This is a genomic window from Pseudomonas sp. 9Ag, assembly GCF_902506445.1.
Classification (GTDB): Bacteria; Pseudomonadota; Gammaproteobacteria; order Pseudomonadales; family Pseudomonadaceae; genus Stutzerimonas; species Stutzerimonas stutzeri_AB.
On the sequence record NZ_LR733836.1, the window covers coordinates 3,007,066 to 3,023,552 of the forward strand.

At 61.3% G+C, this 16,487-nt stretch carries 12 protein-coding genes and 1 pseudogene; 6 read left to right on the top strand and 7 right to left on the bottom strand.

The features are described from left to right. Positions 1–2: 2 nt before the first annotated feature. The 3 genes from ALTERO38_RS13560 to ALTERO38_RS13570 form a co-directional block, all read right to left on the bottom strand. On the bottom strand, positions 3–782 hold the full coding sequence (locus ALTERO38_RS13560) for a PhzF family phenazine biosynthesis protein (protein ID WP_159969712.1): 780 nt from the start codon (positions 780–782) through the stop codon (positions 3–5). Positions 783–935: 153 nt separating this feature from the next. Next, positions 936–4,061 carry a transglycosylase domain-containing protein gene (locus tag ALTERO38_RS13565; protein ID WP_178114593.1) on the bottom strand — a complete coding sequence of 1,042 codons (3,126 nt, stop codon included), beginning with the start codon at positions 4,059–4,061 and terminating at the stop codon, positions 936–938. Positions 4,062–4,201: 140 nt separating this feature from the next. Further along, a complete protein-coding gene (locus ALTERO38_RS13570; protein WP_159968708.1) occupies positions 4,202–4,951 on the bottom strand; it encodes a Zn-dependent hydrolase in 750 nt (249 codons plus the stop codon). Positions 4,952–5,142: 191 nt separating this feature from the next. Here ALTERO38_RS13570 and ALTERO38_RS13575 point away from each other — a divergent pair, with 191 nt between their 5' ends. Beyond that, positions 5,143–5,703 (top strand): TetR/AcrR family transcriptional regulator, encoded by a 561-nt coding sequence (locus tag ALTERO38_RS13575; RefSeq protein WP_148924660.1) that lies wholly within the window; start codon positions 5,143–5,145, stop codon positions 5,701–5,703. Between the two features lie 25 nt (positions 5,704–5,728). Here ALTERO38_RS13575 and ALTERO38_RS13580 read toward each other — a convergent pair whose 3' ends face one another. Together ALTERO38_RS13580 and ALTERO38_RS13585 are read right to left on the bottom strand one after the other, a co-directional pair. Beyond that, positions 5,729–8,803, bottom strand: a complete 3,075-nt coding sequence (locus ALTERO38_RS13580; protein WP_159968709.1) for an efflux RND transporter permease subunit — start codon at positions 8,801–8,803, stop codon at positions 5,729–5,731. Between the two features lie 5 nt (positions 8,804–8,808). Beyond that, positions 8,809–9,906 carry an efflux RND transporter periplasmic adaptor subunit gene (locus tag ALTERO38_RS13585; RefSeq protein WP_159968710.1) on the bottom strand — a complete coding sequence of 366 codons (1,098 nt, stop codon included), beginning with the start codon at positions 9,904–9,906 and terminating at the stop codon, positions 8,809–8,811. Positions 9,907–10,001: 95 nt separating this feature from the next. On the opposite strand from ALTERO38_RS13585, the gene ALTERO38_RS13590 reads away from it, so the two are divergent. Next, positions 10,002–10,655, top strand: coding sequence for a TetR/AcrR family transcriptional regulator (locus ALTERO38_RS13590; RefSeq protein WP_159968711.1), 654 nt, complete (start codon positions 10,002–10,004; stop codon positions 10,653–10,655). Between the two features lie 85 nt (positions 10,656–10,740). On the opposite strand, the gene ALTERO38_RS13595 is transcribed toward ALTERO38_RS13590, so the two are convergent. Together ALTERO38_RS13595 and dgt are read right to left on the bottom strand one after the other, a co-directional pair. Beyond that, entirely contained in the window at positions 10,741–11,949 is a 1,209-nt protein-coding gene (locus ALTERO38_RS13595; protein WP_159968712.1) for an ammonium transporter, read from the bottom strand. Between the two features lie 333 nt (positions 11,950–12,282). Then, complete coding sequence (dgt, locus tag ALTERO38_RS13600) at positions 12,283–13,779, bottom strand: dGTPase (protein WP_159968713.1); 1,497 nt, start codon at positions 13,777–13,779, stop codon at positions 12,283–12,285. A 119-nt stretch (positions 13,780–13,898) separates the two neighbouring features. On the opposite strand from dgt, the gene ALTERO38_RS13605 reads away from it, so the two are divergent. From ALTERO38_RS13605 to ALTERO38_RS21825, 4 genes and pseudogenes are all read left to right on the top strand, one after another. Next, positions 13,899–14,087, top strand: a complete 189-nt coding sequence (locus ALTERO38_RS13605) for a hypothetical protein (protein WP_159968714.1) — start codon at positions 13,899–13,901, stop codon at positions 14,085–14,087. 41 nt (positions 14,088–14,128) lie between these two features. After that, a complete protein-coding gene (locus ALTERO38_RS13610; protein WP_159968715.1) occupies positions 14,129–14,806 on the top strand; it encodes an MOSC domain-containing protein in 678 nt (225 codons plus the stop codon). Between the two features lie 146 nt (positions 14,807–14,952). Further along, the gene (locus tag ALTERO38_RS13615) at positions 14,953–15,273 is read left to right on the top strand and encodes a DUF2025 family protein (protein WP_102834857.1); all 321 of its coding nucleotides are present in this window, start codon (positions 14,953–14,955) and stop codon (positions 15,271–15,273) included. Between the two features lie 211 nt (positions 15,274–15,484). Beyond that, a pseudogene (locus tag ALTERO38_RS21825) lies at positions 15,485–16,459 on the top strand (methyl-accepting chemotaxis protein); the annotation flags it as partial. Between the last annotated feature and the right edge of the window lie 28 nt (positions 16,460–16,487).

A 16,487-nucleotide genomic window follows, 5' to 3' on the forward strand; every position in this document is an offset into this window, starting at 1 on the left:
AACTACACCTCGATCGTGCCCTGTAGATACAGGACCGCATGCCCGGCGACAAATACGCGCTCGCCTTCGACCCGGCAGTGCAGCAAACCGCTTCGGCGTGAGGCCTGCAGCGCCAGCAACTGCGTCTTGCCCAGCCGCTCGCTCCAGTAAGGCGCAAGGCCTGCATGGATGGAACCGGTGACCGGGTCTTCATCCCCGCCGTTGGCCGGCCAGAAATAGCGCGATACGAAATCCTGCTGGCGACCCGGTGCCGTTGCCACGACATCCAATGGTGCCAACGTTTTGAGTAGCGACAGGTCGGGTGCCAGCTGGCGCACCTGATCCTCATCGTCGTACACGGCAAACCAGGCCTGACGGTTTCGCAGCACCGCCCGCGGCAACGTCCGAAGACCATTGAACAGCTCAACCGGCGGATTCTCGACGGACTCCGGGGCACGGTTCGGAAAGCTCATTTCCAGCAAACCATCATCCAACTCGGCGACGCTGATATCGCCTACCGCAGCGGCACGGAAAGTCAGCGGAGCCGTGGCCAAGTTCTGTCCCAACAACACGAAGGCGCTGGCCAGGGTGGCGTGCCCGCAGAAGTCGATTTCAGTCAGCGGCGAAAACCAGCGAATGAGAAACGCACCGTCAGGCTCGCGCACTAGAAAGGCCGTTTCCGACAGGTTGTTCTCCACGGCGATGGACTGCATCTGTGCGTCGCTCAGCCAATGCTCCAACGGAACCACAGCGGCCGAGTTGCCTTTGAACAGCTGCTGGCTAAACGCATCGACCTGATAGATCGGCAGTTTCATCATCTCTCCCTCGCCCTTGCGCGAGCCCTTCATTAGGTTCGCGAAGCGGAAGAGTGTCGCCGAGCACAGGCTGATCGGCAAAGGCCATTTGCGATAAGGGGCCGATGCGGTCAGGTGCCCCTAACCGCTCGCCCGCCATCGTCAGGCCTTGTTCTCAGTACTCGCTGTCAGCGTCGGCTTCAAGGGCTCGCCGACGGGCTGGCATTGCGACTGCGCACCGGGCTGCAGATACGGCTGCAGTATCGGCGCCATGCCTTTGAGCACCTGTACCGGTAGCGCAGAGGTAAAGCGGAAGCTGTCCGCCCCGCGGCCCGGCACGTAGGCTGTCAGCGTGCCGAAGTGATTGGGCCCGAGGTAGAACACGAAGGTCGCGGTGCGATTCAGCGCCAGCGAGCTGATCAGTCGGCCGCCCGCGCCGACAGTCTGGATACGGTTGTCACCCGTCCCGGTTTTGCCGCCAACCCGCAGTGCTTCACCATCAGTCTGCATGAAGCTGCCGCGCAAGCGCCGCGCGGTGCCATCTTCGACCACGCTGGCAAGCGCTTCGCGCAAGGCCGTCGCCACCTCACTGTGCAACACCCGCACCCCGACATCCGGCTTGATGCCAAGGCGAGTCTCATACGGCGTGTCGCTGGCGAAATGCAGGCTGTCGATGCGCACACTGGGCAGCCGCACGCCGTCATTGACGATGATGCCCATCAATTCGGCCAACGCCGCCGGGCGGTCGCCCGAGCTGCCCAGCGCCGTAGCCAGCGAAGGCACCAGATGGTCGAAGGGATAGCCCAGACGCTGCCAGCGCCGGTGAATATCGGTGAATGCCTCCACCTCGAGCATGATGCGAATGCGGCTGTCACGTGCGCTCTTGTGACGGCTGCGGAACAGCCAGCCATAAACTTCCTGGCGCTCGGCGGTGCTGGCCGCGATGACCTCGGTAATGCCAGCCTCCGGATGCTTGATCAGGTAACCCAGCAGCCACAGATCCAGCGGGTGGACGCGGGCAATGTAGCCCTGGTCCGGCAGACTGTAGGAACCCGGCGCGTAGCGTTCGTACAGCGAGTCGACCGCCTTGTCGGTGAGGGTGGCCATTGGCAGACGCGCCTTGAGAAAACGCTCGAAAGTCGCGCGGTCCGCTTCGGGCATCAGATACCGGTGCACTGCAGCCAACCTCGATGGCGTCGGGCGCATGCCATCCAGCAGTGCCTCGATGCGTTCGTCCGCGCTCTTGTCGCGATACTTGCGCCAGAAACGCTGCAGAAACACCGAGCCTTCGCGATCGGCAAAACGCTGCAGGTACTCTCGCCGCTCAGGGTTGTCATCACTCCTGAGCAGCTCGGCGCCGTTGGATGTCTGGTAGGTGCTGTAGCTCACCAGATCGCGCATCAGCCGAACGAATGGGAGGTTGATCGATTCCTGCAGCGCTTCGCGCATGGTCGGCAGGCGGCCGTCGTCCTCCCGGCGGAAGTTGCCGAAGCGGTGCATGCCAGCGCCGGTAAAGAAGCGCTCGGCCGGACTGGCCGAGTAGCGACGCTCCAGCGCTGCATCAAGCATGGCTGGCAGGTTGCGATCCTCATGCTGAATCAGATAAGCCAGCGCCCAGCGAGTCAGCGGATCCACCGCCTCAGCCTTGCGCAAGGTGGCGACATCGCTCTTCGCGTAACGCTCGTGCAGCTCGGCGATGACCTCCAGATAAGTGGTCAGCACCCGCAGTTTGGCAGTCGAGCCCAGCTCCAGCTTGCTGCCCTCGTTGATGTCGAACGGCTGGTTGGTGTTGTCGGTCTGCACCCGCACGCGGAAGCCCTGCTCGCCGCGCTCGAACAGCGTGAAGCTGTAACGCACATCGCCGGTACGCTCAGGCGACAACATGCGCTCGCCAAACAAGCCCACCTCGCCTGCGAATGCTGGATCCGCCAGTCGATGCAGATAGTTGCTGATCTGTCCTTGCAACTCGCCGTGCAGCGGCGTGGTTGCGGCCAGATCCAAGCGGTCGAGCTCATACAACGACACGCCCAGCAGGTTGCTCAGGCGCATCCGCGCGGCCGTGATGCCCTTGCTGGAAGGCACCTCTCGAATGCCCGGCTCGAGACGCAAATTGCGGAACTCAACCAGCTGCTGCAACGCGGCGTTGCGCAACCGCGTACCGATCACACCGCCATTAGCCAGCAAGCGGATATGGCTGTCGGTGAGCTCCGCCATGTCGGCACGCCCTGCTCCCAGGTAATACGACGGGCGCCGCTGAGCGATCAACAGCGAGAGCACCTGTCGCAGCGCAAGCCCCTGCGTTTCATAACTGACGCCTTCATTGCGCCGAGCATCGAGGACCCGGTTAACCTCGGCGAAATCAGCGCCGTACCAGAGACGCAGACCGTCGGCGATGCCATGCACCTCGCCGTGGCCATAGGCGGCAGAGAGCGGCACGCTGTTGAGGTAATCGCGAACGATGCGCTGCCGGGTGACCATGGTTTGCTGGCCTTCGCGGTAGGTCCGCACGCTGGCGGAAATCATCTGCCGGATCTTTTCCTCGGCGTCACCGGTGCGTCCTTCGGGCGAGTGACGGTACTTTTCGACCTGCGTAGCCAGCGTGCTGCCGCCGGCCGCCTGCACCGGCAGACCCAGTTTCTTCTCTACCTGGCTGACCGCTGCCATGGTGAACCGTGGCCAATCCACTGCAGGGTTGGCGCGCGGACGGCCGGCGTCGAGCAGCCCACGGTCCTCGATGAACAACAGGCTCATCGCAATGACCGGCGGAACTTCATCGAAGCTCTCGTAGTATTGGTGGGGATAACTGTTGGCATACAGCGGCTCGCCGCGACAATCATCGATGGTCAGCCCTGCCTTGGATTTCTCCGGGTACGGGACAAAGAAGCCACGCTGGACGTAGCGCAGCAGCGCTGGCGAAAAGCTCACCTGCTGCTGCACTGTGAAGCCGCGTTGGGTCAGCCGTTCCAGGAACATCGGCAAGGCCGCATAGCCCAGGCGGCGGTCGAACGGACCCGCATCGGGAAACTGGATGCTACTGCTCGCCCCCGGTTCGATCTGGTAATCGAGATTCTCGGCGTAACGGTTAAGCCAGAGCGCCTGCAACTTCGAGGTATGCATTTCATGCCAGGCGGCATAACCACCCCCGGCCAGTAATGAAACGCCCAGAAACACACCCATGCGGCGCGCCAGACGGCTACCGTGCGAGCGTGTTCGACCGGGCTTATCGGCGGAAGGCGAGCGCTTGCTGCCCCCTGCCCGGGATTTATCGTTTCGCCATACTGCGCCCATCGTTTCCGGCCTGGCTTCAAGGAAATTTACAGGCTTAAGCTTAGCTGGCGACGCTGCGCTCGATGTGTGCGAGCAGACGAACGGAAAGGCTCAAAATGGCGCCCTGACAGCGAACTGAACCGGCTGCGCAACGACGCGACTCACTCCACCCAGCGGGGGTAGAAACCGAGCCGCGCCTGCAACCGGGCATCCCTGCCTTGCGAGACCTCGACGGGCAGCGCCTCCGCGAGACTTTCGGTGCTGGTGGCATCGCCTCGAAAGAAGAAGCGCCGACCGTCATCGAGCGTGAGAAACAGGCCCAGGGCGCCATGACCTGCCAGTTTCACCAGAACCAACCGTTCGTCGCCAAACAGATCGAGACTTTTCTCGAACCCGTAAACAGCGCGGCGCTCGAAGCGAAGCGGCTGCCACCTGACCCCGTGGGAAAACTGTCCCGGAATGACCGCTGGCGGCGTTGCATTTTGTGCGTAGTGGATGCTCTCCGGGCTTGCGAGCACCGACAGTTCAGGGAAATCGGCCAGGCCGGAGGCGTGACTCCAGCGCGCGCAGCCCAACACCACTTGATCTACCGCCAGGCCATCTTTCTCGAGCTGGTCACGCACCGGCTGCACCTCGCTGTAGCGCTTAACGCGCCAGGGAATTGCGCCGTCTAGCTGGGCGTCGATCTGCCGGCCAAGGCCACTACCGAACAGCAGACGCTTGCCGCCGTGCTCGACCATTACGGCTATATGATCGATCTTTTCGGGTGCCACCCAATGGCCGTCACGCCAGGCGTATTCGCCGCTGGATGTGGTCTGCCCGGTTCGGATCAGGCTGAAGCGCAACTCCGCGGCCGGCAGCGCGCCGGACAGAAGCATCAATGACACCGCCAGGCTCTTGAGAACACGCATGGCTCAGACTCCTTCATCAGGCAAAAACGGAGAACGATCACGCCCGGCAAATGCCAGCGGCAGGCGTAAGCGCCGAAGCACGACTGGATAGTAGACAGACCTGTCTGTACACTGCAAGCGCTTGTACTGCCTTGAGGAGGATTGGAGCGAACAGAACCGCTCCCGCATAATGGCCGGCCGAGGAGATCCACATGGCAACCAACAAACGCGACCTGCTGCTCGCCACCGCCGAGCGGCTGTTCTACACAGAGGGCTACCACGCCACCGGCATCGACCGGATTCTCAGCGAATCGGGCGTGGCCAAGATGACCCTGTATAAGCACTTCAAATCGAAGGACGAACTGATCCTGGCGGTACTGGAGGCGCGCCAGCTGCCGATGCTTGAGCGTTTGCGGGAAGCGCGGCAGGCGTTACCGCCGCGCAAGGCGCTGTTAAGCGTGTTTGATGGGTTGAACAACATGATCCACAGCCCGACCGCGTTCTGTGGCTGTCTGTTCATCAATGCGGCGGCCGAATATCAGGATCGAGAACACCCGATCCATCAACGCGCCGCGGGATACAAAGCGCAATTTCAGCGCCATCTGTGCGAGCTGCTGGAGGCGCTCGACGCACCCCAGCCGGAGCAACTCGCTCGCCAGCTGCAGTTTCTTATCGAAGGCGCACTGAGCATGGCGCACATCGAGGGCCCCGGCGACCAGGCGCTGCTGGCTAAGGCCTCAGCGGAACAGTTGCTGCAGGCGGCCGGCGTCTAGAGACGCCAGCTTACCGGGCTTCTGATCAGCGCTGAGCCGTTTCCTTGACCCTGAACCACGCCGCGTAGAGCGCTGGCAGGAACAGCAACGTCAGCGCGGTCGCAACGATCAGCCCGCCCATGATTGCCACCGCCATCGGACCGAAGAACACGCTGCGTGACAGCGGAATCATCGCCAGCACGGACGCCAGCGCCGTCAACACGATGGGCCGGAAGCGCCGCACGGTGGCATCGATGATGGCATTGAAGCGATCCTGCCCGGCGCCGATGTCCTGCTCAATCTGATCCACCAGAATTACCGAGTTGCGCATGATCATGCCCGACAGCGCAATAGTGCCGAGCATCGCCACGAAGCCGAAAGGCTTGCCGAACAGCAGCAGGAACAGCGCTACACCAATCAACCCCAGCGGCGCGGTGAGAAACACCATTGCCGAGCGTGAGAAGCTCTTGAGCTGCAGCATCAGCAGGCTGACCACGACAATCACGAACAGCGGCATCCCGGCGTTCACCGAGGCCTGACCACGACTGGAGTCCTCTACCGTTCCGCCGACCTCCAGCAGGTAGCCGCTGGGCAGCGCAGCGCGCACATCGCTCAGGGTCGGCTCGATCTGCTTCACCAGCGAGGCTGGCTGCTGGTCCCCGTAGATGTCGGCACGCACCGTCACCGTTGGCATGCGGTTACGATGCCAGATGACCCCCTCTTCGAAGCCGTATTCCAGAGTGGCGACCTGCGACAAGGGCACGCTGCGGCCGCTGGCGGTGGGAATCGCCAAGCTCGGCAACATCGACAAGGTTTCGCGTTCGCGCTCTGTCCCGCGGATCAGAATTTCGATCAGCTCATTGTCTTCGCGGAACTGGCTCGCCGTAGTGCCGGTAAAGGTGCGTTTGAGGAAGTTCGAGAGTTCCACCGTACTGACGCCCAGCGCACGGGCACGGTCCTGATCCACGTTCAGCCAGACCACCTTGCTCGGCTCCTGCCAGTCGAGATGGACGTTCGCCACATAGGGGTTCTCGCGCACCTTTGCCGCAACCTGGCGTGCGAGCTTGCGCACCACATCGATATGCTCGCCGGTGACCCGGAACTGCACCGGATAGCCCACGGGCGGACCGTTCTCAAGACGGCTGACACGACCGCGCAAGGTCGGGAAATCATCGCGCAGTCGCTCGATCAGCCAGCTACGCAAGGCTTCACGCTCCTCGATGCTTTCAGCCAGTACCACGATCTGGGCGAAGCTGGTGGCCGGCAACTGCTGATCCAGCGGCAAGTAGAAGCGCGGCGACCCGCTGCCGACATAGGCCACGTAATTATCGATGCCGGCGCGGTCCTTGAGCATTTCCTCAAGGCGATGCACCTCGGCTTCGGTGGCCTTGAGCGACGCGCCTTCGGCCAGCTTCAGATCGACCATCAGCTCCAGCCGGCCGGAGGCGGGAAAGAACTGCTGCGGCACGATGCGGAACAAGCCGATCGCGCCGACGAACGCCAGCAACGTCAGGACGATAACCGTCTTGCGCCGCTGCACACACCAGTGGATCACCCGCCGCACACGCTGATAGAACGGCGTCGAATACGGGTCGTGACCCTGATCGCTGCCGCCATGCTTTTGCGCATGACGCTTGGCCAGATCGGGCAGCAGCTTCTCGCCCAACAAGGGCACGAACACTACGGCGGCGATCCAGGAGGCGATCAGGGCGATGGTCACCACCTGAAAGATCGAACGGGTGTATTCGCCCGTGCTGGACTGCGCGGTGGCAATCGGTAGAAAGCCCGCGGCGGTGATCAGCGTACCGGTGAGCATCGGAAAGGCCGTACTGGTCCAGGCATAACTCGCGGCCTTGAGCCGGTCGAAGCCCTGCTCCATTTTGATCGCCATCATTTCCACGGCGATGATCGCGTCGTCCACCATCAGGCCCAGCGCCAGCACCAGCGCACCGAGGGAAATCTTGTGCAGACCGATGTCCAGGTAATGCATGGTCGCGAAGGTCATCGCCAGCACCAGCGGAATCGACAGCGCGACCACCAGCCCCGTACGCACGCCCAGCGAGAAGAAGCTCACCAGCAGCACGATGATCAGGGCCTCGATCAGCACCTGCACGAACTCGCCGACACCGGTCTTCACTGCCGCTGGCTGGTCGGACACCTTGCGCAGCTGCATGCCTGCCGGCAGCTCCTGTTGCAAGCGTGCGAATTCGGTCTGCAGCGCCTCGCCGAGCACAAGGATGTCGCCGCCGGACTTCATCGACACGGCCAGCCCGATCGCAGGTTCGCCCATGTAGCGCATGCGTGGCGCCGGCGGGTCGTTGAAGCCGCGGTAGACCTCGGCCACATCGCCGATGCGGAAGGTGCTACCGGCCACCCGGATGGGGAAGTCCCGAATCTGTTTTACCGTGTCGAAGCTGCCGGTGACGCGAAGCTGTACGCGGTCACTGGGCGTCTCCACAAAGCCTGCCGACATCACCGTGTTCTGAGCCTCAAGAGCCTGTTTGACGGCCTCCAGCGGCACGCCCAGATTGGCCAGCTTGACGTTGGAAAGCTCGATCCAGATCTTTTCGTCCTGCAGCCCGATCAGCTCGACCTTGCCGACATTCTTCACTCGCTGTAGCTGCAACTGAATGCGGTCGGCATAATCCTTCAGCACGGCGTAATCGAAGCCTGAGCCAGTCAGCGCGTAGATGTTGCCGAAGGTCGTGCCAAACTCGTCATTGAAAAAAGGACCTTGCACACCGGCAGGCAAGGTATGGCGAATGTCACCAATCTTTTTACGGATCTGGTACCAGAGATCCGGTATCTGCTCGGAGCGCATCGAATCGCGTGCCATAAACGTCACGTTGGATTCGCCGGGCCGTGAAAAGGACACGATGCGCTCGTATTCACCCGTTTCCATCAGCTTTTTTTCGATGCGTTCGGTGACCTGCTGCGAAACCTCCTCTGCAGTGGCGCCGGGCCACTGGGTCTGAATCACCATCGCCTTGAAGGTAAAGGGCGGGTCTTCACTTTGACCAAGCTTGCTGTACGACAGGGCACCTACCACGGCCATCAGCAGCATCAGATAGACAACGATCTGCCGGTTGCCCAACGCCCATGCGGAGAGATTGAAGCGCATCCTGATTACTCCTGCGTCGCCAGCTCGACCGGACGGTTGTCACGATCGACCGCCCTCACCGACTGATTCTCGTGGAGCATCTGAACACCGGCGAGGACAACCCAGTCGTCGGCCTGCAGCCCCTTGAGGATGGGCACAGAAGAATCACCAAAGGCCCCTGTCTGCACGGCAACGCGCTCCAGCGTGGCGTCCTCCTTGACCCGCCAGACGTAAGCCTTGCCCTGCTCGGCGGTGACCGCCGAAAGCGGCACCGCCAAGGGCACCTCGCCATTGCTGCGGATTGACACCAGCGCGCTCTGGCCAAGCTCGGCAGGCACCTTGGCGTCGTCGAAGGCGACACGCGCCGAGTAGGTGCGCGACTGCGGGTCGGCAGCCGGCGACAGTTCGCGAATGTGGCCGGCGTAGGCTTTGCCCGGCTGCGACCAGATTTCCACCGATACCGGCTGGCCAACCGAGTAGCGATCCAGCGCCTGTTCCGGCAGATTGATCGCTACCTCGCGCTCGCCATCGGCAGCCAAGACGAAGGCCGTCTGGCCGGCGCCAACCACCTGCCCCACCTCGACCCGGCGTTGGGCAATCACGCCTTCGTGCGTTGCGCGCAAGATGGCGTAGCCGACCTGGTTGTTGGCCACATCGAATTCCGCGCGCACTTGCTGCAAGCGCGCCTGCGCGGAGCGGTAGGCATTTTCAGAAGAGTCGAATTGCGAGCGGCTGACCAGCTGGCGATCCATCAAGGTCTTGTAGCGCTCATGCTCGGCACGGGCGACCCGCAGGTTGGCTTCAGCCGCCGCCACCTGAGCACGGATGCCCTCGAGCTGCAGCCGCACGTCCTGCGGGTCAAGCTTGGCCAATGGCTGATCCTTGCGCACCCGCTCCCCGGCTTCGACCATCCGCTCGGTGACCTTGCCGCCGATACGAAACGCCAGCTCGGGCTCGTAGCGTGCATGCACCTCCCCCGGATAGCTTTCGAAGGCTTCACTGGCGGGCTGCGGCTGGACCACCATCACGGGCCGCGTAGAGAGCTGCTCGGGTTCACCATTGCCGCAACCGGCTAGCAAGGCGAAACCAAAAGCACCGAGGAAGGGCAAGGCATGTCGGAACACGTCGAATCTCTCTCTGTCGCAAGGTGGGTTCTAATACTTATACTGCGCGGTATAGTAAAAATACCGAACTCACCAGTCTAGTATTAAAAACACCCATGACCGACAGCTCACCCGCACCGTCCGGCCCAGGCCGTCCAAAGGACCCCGCCAAGCGCGAGGCAATCCTTGCGGCTGCCCAAACCCTGTTTCTCGGCAATGGCTATGAAGGCAGCAGCATGGACGCCATCGCCGCCGAAGCCGGCGTGTCGAAGCTCACGCTGTACAGCCACTTCAAGGACAAGGAGGCGCTATTCGGCGCAGCGGTAAAGGCAACCTGCGAAACGCGTCTGCCGCGCCGGCTGTTCGTGCTGGAGGATGGGCGTGAATTCCGCTCGGTCCTGCTAAATATTGCCCAGGCTTTTCACGAGCTGGTCATCAGCCCCGAATCCATCGGTCTGCACCGGCTGATGGTGGCAATGGCGGCGCAGAACCCAACGTTGTCGCGGATGTTCTTCGATGCAGGCCCACAGAAGCTGCTGTTCGATCTGGAGCAGTTGCTAGACCAGGCGCACCGCCGCCAGTTGCTGGATGTGCCCGAGCCGATGCGCGCCGCGGAACATTTTTGTTCGTTGATCAAAGGCGCCGCACACTTTCGTCTGCTGATCGGCTATGCCGAGCGACTGGACGCCGAAGACGGCAAGCGGCATGTCGAGGATTGCGTTGGCCTGTTCATGCGCGCTTATGCGGACCATACCCGTACGGTCGACTGAAGCAGCCTGTGTCCTGCTGCGAAAACGAGCTCTGCTTCAGCAACAGCCGGCCGCGGCGGCGGCGGCGCGGCCGGCATGGTTGCCCTTAATCGTGGCTCAGGGCACCGATCCGGTGAATGGACAAGTCCGCACCATTGAACTCATCTTCGTGACTCAGGCGAATGCCGACCGCTGCCTTTAGCACGCCATAGACGAGAAAGCCGCCAACCAGCGCAACCAGCACGCCGAGACCTGTGCCGATCACCTGGCTGATGATGCTGATGCCGCCCAGCCCACCCAGCGCCTGCTGACCAAAGATTCCACAAGCCAGCCCGCCCCAGACGCCGCAGAGGCCGTGCAATGGCCAGACACCGAGCACATCGTCGATCTTCCATTTGGCCTGCGCCGCAGTGAATGCCCAGACAAACAGGGCGCCAGCTACTATGCCCGTAGCCAGCGCACCGATTGGGTGCATCAGATCTGATCCTGCACAGACTGCAACCAGCCCAGCCAAGGGCCCGTTATGCAGAAAGCCCGGGTCGTTGCGGCCGACCGCCCATGCTGCCGCCGTTCCTCCAACCATGGCCATCAGCGAGTTGATCGCCACCAGCCCGCTGACGCCCTCAAGCGTCTGGGCGCTCATCACGTTGAAGCCGAACCAGCCGACGATGAGAATCCACGATCCCAGCGCAAGGAACGGAATGTTCGAGGGCGCGAAGGCCACCAAACGGCCGTCACGGTATCGACCATTACGGCGGCCAAGAAGAATTACTGCGCCGAACGCCAACCAGCCACCCATACCGTGCACCACTACCGAACCGGCGAAATCATGGAACGGCGCACCAAACTGCGCTTCCAGCCAAGCCTGAACGCCAAAGTTGCCGTTCCACATCATGCCTTCAAAGAACGGATAGATGAACGCAACGATCAACAAGGTGGCGCAGAGCTGTGGCCCGAATTTGGCGCGCTCGGCGATGCCGCCGGAGATGATCGCGGGTATTGCAGCGGCGAACGTCAGCAGGAAGAAGAACTTGACCAATGAATAGCCGTTCTCCGCGACCAGCCGGTCGGCCGGCTGCAGAAAGGTCACGCCATACGCAACCCAGTAGCCGATGAAGAAATACGCCAATGTCGAGACGGCAAAATCGGCGATGATTTTCGACAGCGCATTGACCTGATTTTTCAGGCGTACGGTGCCGACCTCCAGAAAGGCAAAACCGGCATGCATTGCCAGGACCATCACCGCGCCCATCAGGATGAACAGGGTGTTGGCACCGTGAATCAGCACTTCTACCGCACTGCTTGGGTTATCCATCTACTACGTCCTATGGTAAGCGCACCAAAACAGCAAACCGCCCCCATTGCACGCACCAAGATGCGTCACGGGTGAGCAGAGGTTTGCTATCGACTGTCGCGGCGGACTTGTGAGATTTTCATCCCCGACAAACCAAAGCGTTTATTTTCAGACACTTAGGCTCAATCCCGCCTGGCTCAGCGGCAGATCGTTGCGCCATTTAGGGGCCACGTTCCAACCGCACGCACCAGACAAATGCAAGTGGTGTACCAACGAAACGGCGGCGCGAGCGATTTTAGCGCAGCGGATGTCCGTCGGAGCTGGCGAGCCAGGCGAGGACGACAGCCATCGAGGTTACAAAGCAAAGAGCGTGCGGTATTCGTCCTGCGCCAGCTGATCGGTCAGACCGCTGACGAAGTCCTGAAGCATGCGGCAGCGGTAGTAGAAGTCCCACAACGCCTGGTCTTCACTTCCCTCAGGATGCGCTTTCAGCGACTCGTGATAGGCCTTGATCAGCTGACTGGGCAGGCGCCGGGCGAGCATTTGCAGGTGCGGCTCGCTACGGCAAACGCCTTCCGTCAATGCCCGGAAGGTCTCCGGAGCGACGGCCAGCAGCGGCGCGTAGGCGTCCAGCAGCCCCTGGAGGATTCGGTAGCCCTGCAACTGCAAGGTTTCTACTTCGCGGTGACAGAACACGTGATCCATCGCGACATCCTTGAAGGTCTGCACAATGGCGTTTGGCAGACTTGCGTCTTCCAGCAGCGCGCGGTCCAGCGTGCCGTCGTAGACCGCCTCGATATGCTCGATAAATTGCTGCGCGGCGTGCTGCACCAGCGGGTGGACCATATTCACCCGCAGCCAGATGAAGAATTCGCCAACCTTGTTGATCGTCTCTTTGGCAGCACGCGCCTGGGCGTACTCGACCATGCTGCGAAAGCTGCGGCCGGTATTCGCGATCGGCTCGTCGGGCGAGCCGTGCTCGGAGAACTTGTCGATCAGCAGCTGTGACAACTGCTCAATGGTGAAGATGCCCTTCTCCACCGAGTCTTCGATATCGGCAAGGCAATAAGCGATATCATCGGCCGCCTCCATGATGTAGGCCACCGGGTGACGCGTGCCAGGTTGTAGGCCCAACGCGGCCTGCAGATCGTCGACAAAAAATTCCTCTGAAAGGTAGAAGCCTGGCTTCTTCAACAGATAGGCGCCGGGTGATCCCTTGGCCGGCTTGGGCGCATAAGCGGCGCGCACGTATTTCAGCAGGCCCGCCGTCTGTGTGTAGGTCAGGTTAAGCCGTAGCAGGCTAACGACTAAGCGAATCGCCTGAGCGTTGCCTTCGAACTGTTCGAGGTCGAGCAGCATACGACTGCGCAATTCGCTATTGCCTTCACCGTTGGGGACAGCGGCGTCGAACAGCGTGTTCAGGTTCCGCTTGAACCACTCGCCAATGGCAAACTCGCCAAAGTGCCCAAACGGTGGGTTGCCGATGTCGTGCATCAGGCACGTCATTTCAACGAGGCTTTCCAGCGCACCTTCCAACCCATCCAGGCCGTATTGCGTCGCCCGCTCACCGAGCTGTTTGTACAAGGTGCGCACAATGAAGCGACCCGTCTGCTGGACTTCGAGTGAGTGGGTCAAACGGCTGCGCACCGCTGCGTTGCGCTCCAGCGGGAAGACCTGAGTCTTCTGCTGTAAACGCCGCACAGCGGCGGAGTTGATAATGCGACCGCGGTCGCTCTCAAGCTGGTCGATGACCAATGACAGATCACCTTCGGAGGCTTTGAGACCCGGCTCGACGCGCCCATAAGGCCGCTGACGGGAAATCTTGTCCTTGAAGTTCACAGACCGCGGCATGATTCGAACTCGTTAAACGACGGAATCGCGAGCCTAGCGCGGCACAGCGGCTTTACCAAGCGATCAGGCGCCAACTGCGCTTGTCGTTTAGAATCGCCCGCTCAGCTTGAGGAGCAGACATGGGCCGGTCGGAGTTTCATCAGCAACACGCCGAACGAGCGACCGCCGAAGCGCGACGGCTACTTGAACAACGGCAAGCCTTGGGCGCCCGCTGGCTGGCCTGGGTTGCCACCGAGCTTTATCACCTCAAGCCGCCAGAGTTCGCCGCTATGGTGCGCCGCGAGCTGGCCCGTCTCAATGAAGGCTGAAGCCAGCCCCATAGCTCACCTATCCAGATCAGGGCGCCCTCATGCAATGGCCGGTTGAAGGTCCCTTCCTACGCGACCAGCTTCTGCGACTGCCGGGTACGGAGAAGCCTTCAGCCATCGACAAGCAGCTGGCGATGGGCGAGGTCTGGCTCAATCTCAACGGGCTACAGGGCGACCGTGTCGCCGATCACCGTTTCCATGGCGGGCCGGATCGCAGCCTTTGCCACTATCCGGCCGAGCACTACTCTCACTGGCGCAAGCTGTATCCGCAGCTGTCGGCCATTGGTCCCGCCGCGTTTGGCGAAAATCTCTCGACGCTGGGCCTGGATGAACGACAGGTATGTATCGGGGATCGCTTTCGCTGGGGCGATGCCGTGATCGAAGTCAGCCAGCCCCGCTCGCCTTGTAGCAACCTGGACCGGCGACACAGCGTCCGTGGCCTCGCTCGCCATATGGCCAAAAGTGGCCGAACCGGATGGCTGTACCGAACCCTTGAACCCGGCGCTATCGAACTCGGCGCGGATCTGCACTTGATTGAGCACCCGTGGCCGACCGCCAGCGTGCTTCGCGTCTGGCGCGGCTTCGTCAATGACGACGTCAACGACATCGAACTTGCCTGGCTGGCCAACCTGTCACCGCTGGCAAGTGAATATCGCACGCGCTTTCGTCAACGCCTGGACAGCAGGCGACGGCAACAGGATCAGGCGGCGTTGTTCTGACAAGGGCAAGCGACGTCATGCCGCTGTTCAGACGCAACGCCGACCACGACAATACGCCTCCACCAAAGCGACCTCAGAAGAAGGTCGCCAGCAGCATCGAGCGCCTGCCCTGCGTGTAAACCACCCGAATCGATACCGAGGTTTACATGAGCATTACATCCGTCGACATCTGTCGGGCCGCCGACTGCCTGCAAGGTTTTGTGGGTTTCAACGGCAAAACCGGCCAGCACATCGTTCGGTTTAGCGAAGACTCGTTCGGCATGGATGTCGCCGACAGCAGCATCACACCGGCGAGCGAATTTGTCTGGCAAACCATCGATAACCAGCTGATGACGCTCAAACGTGAGCTGATTCAGCTGCTCCTCGACCAGAACATCAATGACCGGCTAGCCATCACCGAGCCGTTACTTGCCTACATGCGCCGAAATGATTTGCCTGAGATCCAGGCACAGCGTGTCAGACAATGACAAGCGCCGTTTGACTATAAATCAGCCAGTCATCAGACAACACCCTCAAGTTATGGCGGTTTAAGCCGATGTCGTTGTACGACCATCACCATCGGCTCTGCCAGCTTGAGGAACAACAATGAAAAATCTCAAAGTCAGCTACAAGCTGACGCTTGGCTTCGCTGCGGTACTGCTGCTCACCGTCTGCGTGGCCGCTATCGGCGTGCTCAGCATGGATGCTCTGATCTCAAGGAGCGATAAAGCGCAGACCGCAGAAAACCTACTCAACGAAGCCAACCAGATCCGCTATGCACAGGTGCGTTTCGAAGAGCGAGGCGATGAGAAATACGTTGCCCAGGTAACCGATGCGGTAGCGAACATTGCTCGACTGGTCGAACAGAAAAAAGCCAGCTTCTCGGAACCGCAGGACCGGGAGTTGCTGCAAACCATCGCCAATCAGGCGCGAGAGTACCAGGCCGCATTCGAAAAGCTCGTCGCAATGCATGCACTGAAAAAGCAGACACGCGCCAACTGGGTTGAAGCAGGCAATACCACTGACAAACTGATAGCCAACCTGGAGCAGCGCTGGAACGGCGTTCAAGGCAACCCGGTCTTACACCCGACCGGAGACATTGCCAATATCGCGCTGATGACGACTGAGCTCTCCAAGCAGAATCGACTGCTGCGCTTCACCGTCCGCGGATATCTGATGGAAGAATCCGAAGCCGCCCTGAACACCCTGAACCAGCAGTTTGAAGCGTTGAACGCAGCCATTGCACCGCTGGAGCAAGAGCTGATCGGTCCCCAAGCCGAAAACCTGAAAACCCTCAAGGCCAGCGCGACCGAGTACGTCGACCTCGTGAAGAAACTGCCGCCCATCGTTGCCAGTCAGCAACAGACGCGCCAGGACATGGAGGCCATTTTCGCGAAACTCTACGAGGAGGCCAGGGGCATCATCTCCAGCCAGACCCAGAAGCGTGCCGATGATGCTCAAACCAAGAAAATTCAGGTCATCGGTATTACCTTGGCGGCGATCCTCCTGGGCGCTCTGATCGGCTGGCTAATCGTCCGTCAGATAACGCAGCCCCTCAACCAGGCAGTGCAGATAGCCGAGCGCATCGGTGCTGGGGACATGACCGGTCAGCCTCCCGAGCCACGCCATGACGAGTTCGGCCAACTGCTCCAGGCGCTGGGCAAGACGCGCGGCAACCTGCAGGCGCTGATCGGAAGTATCG

Bases quoted from the DNA above. Each gene is read 5' to 3' on its own strand.
- dgt (WP_159968713.1), bottom strand. From the start codon at position 13,779: ATGCCGCGGTCTGTGAACTTCAAGGACAAGATTTCCCGTCAGCGGCCT.
- ALTERO38_RS13605 (WP_159968714.1), top strand. From the start codon at position 13,899: ATGGGCCGGTCGGAGTTTCATCAGCAACACGCCGAACGAGCGACCGCC.
- ALTERO38_RS13610 (WP_159968715.1), top strand. From the start codon at position 14,129: ATGCAATGGCCGGTTGAAGGTCCCTTCCTACGCGACCAGCTTCTGCGA.
- ALTERO38_RS13580 (WP_159968709.1), bottom strand. From the start codon at position 8,803: ATGCGCTTCAATCTCTCCGCATGGGCGTTGGGCAACCGGCAGATCGTT.
- ALTERO38_RS13575 (WP_148924660.1), top strand. From the start codon at position 5,143: ATGGCAACCAACAAACGCGACCTGCTGCTCGCCACCGCCGAGCGGCTG.
- ALTERO38_RS13565 (WP_178114593.1), bottom strand. From the start codon at position 4,061: ATGGGCGCAGTATGGCGAAACGATAAATCCCGGGCAGGGGGCAGCAAG.
- ALTERO38_RS13615 (WP_102834857.1), top strand. From the start codon at position 14,953: ATGAGCATTACATCCGTCGACATCTGTCGGGCCGCCGACTGCCTGCAA.
- ALTERO38_RS13570 (WP_159968708.1), bottom strand. From the start codon at position 4,951: ATGCGTGTTCTCAAGAGCCTGGCGGTGTCATTGATGCTTCTGTCCGGC.
- ALTERO38_RS13590 (WP_159968711.1), top strand. From the start codon at position 10,002: ATGACCGACAGCTCACCCGCACCGTCCGGCCCAGGCCGTCCAAAGGAC.
- ALTERO38_RS13595 (WP_159968712.1), bottom strand. From the start codon at position 11,949: ATGGATAACCCAAGCAGTGCGGTAGAAGTGCTGATTCACGGTGCCAAC.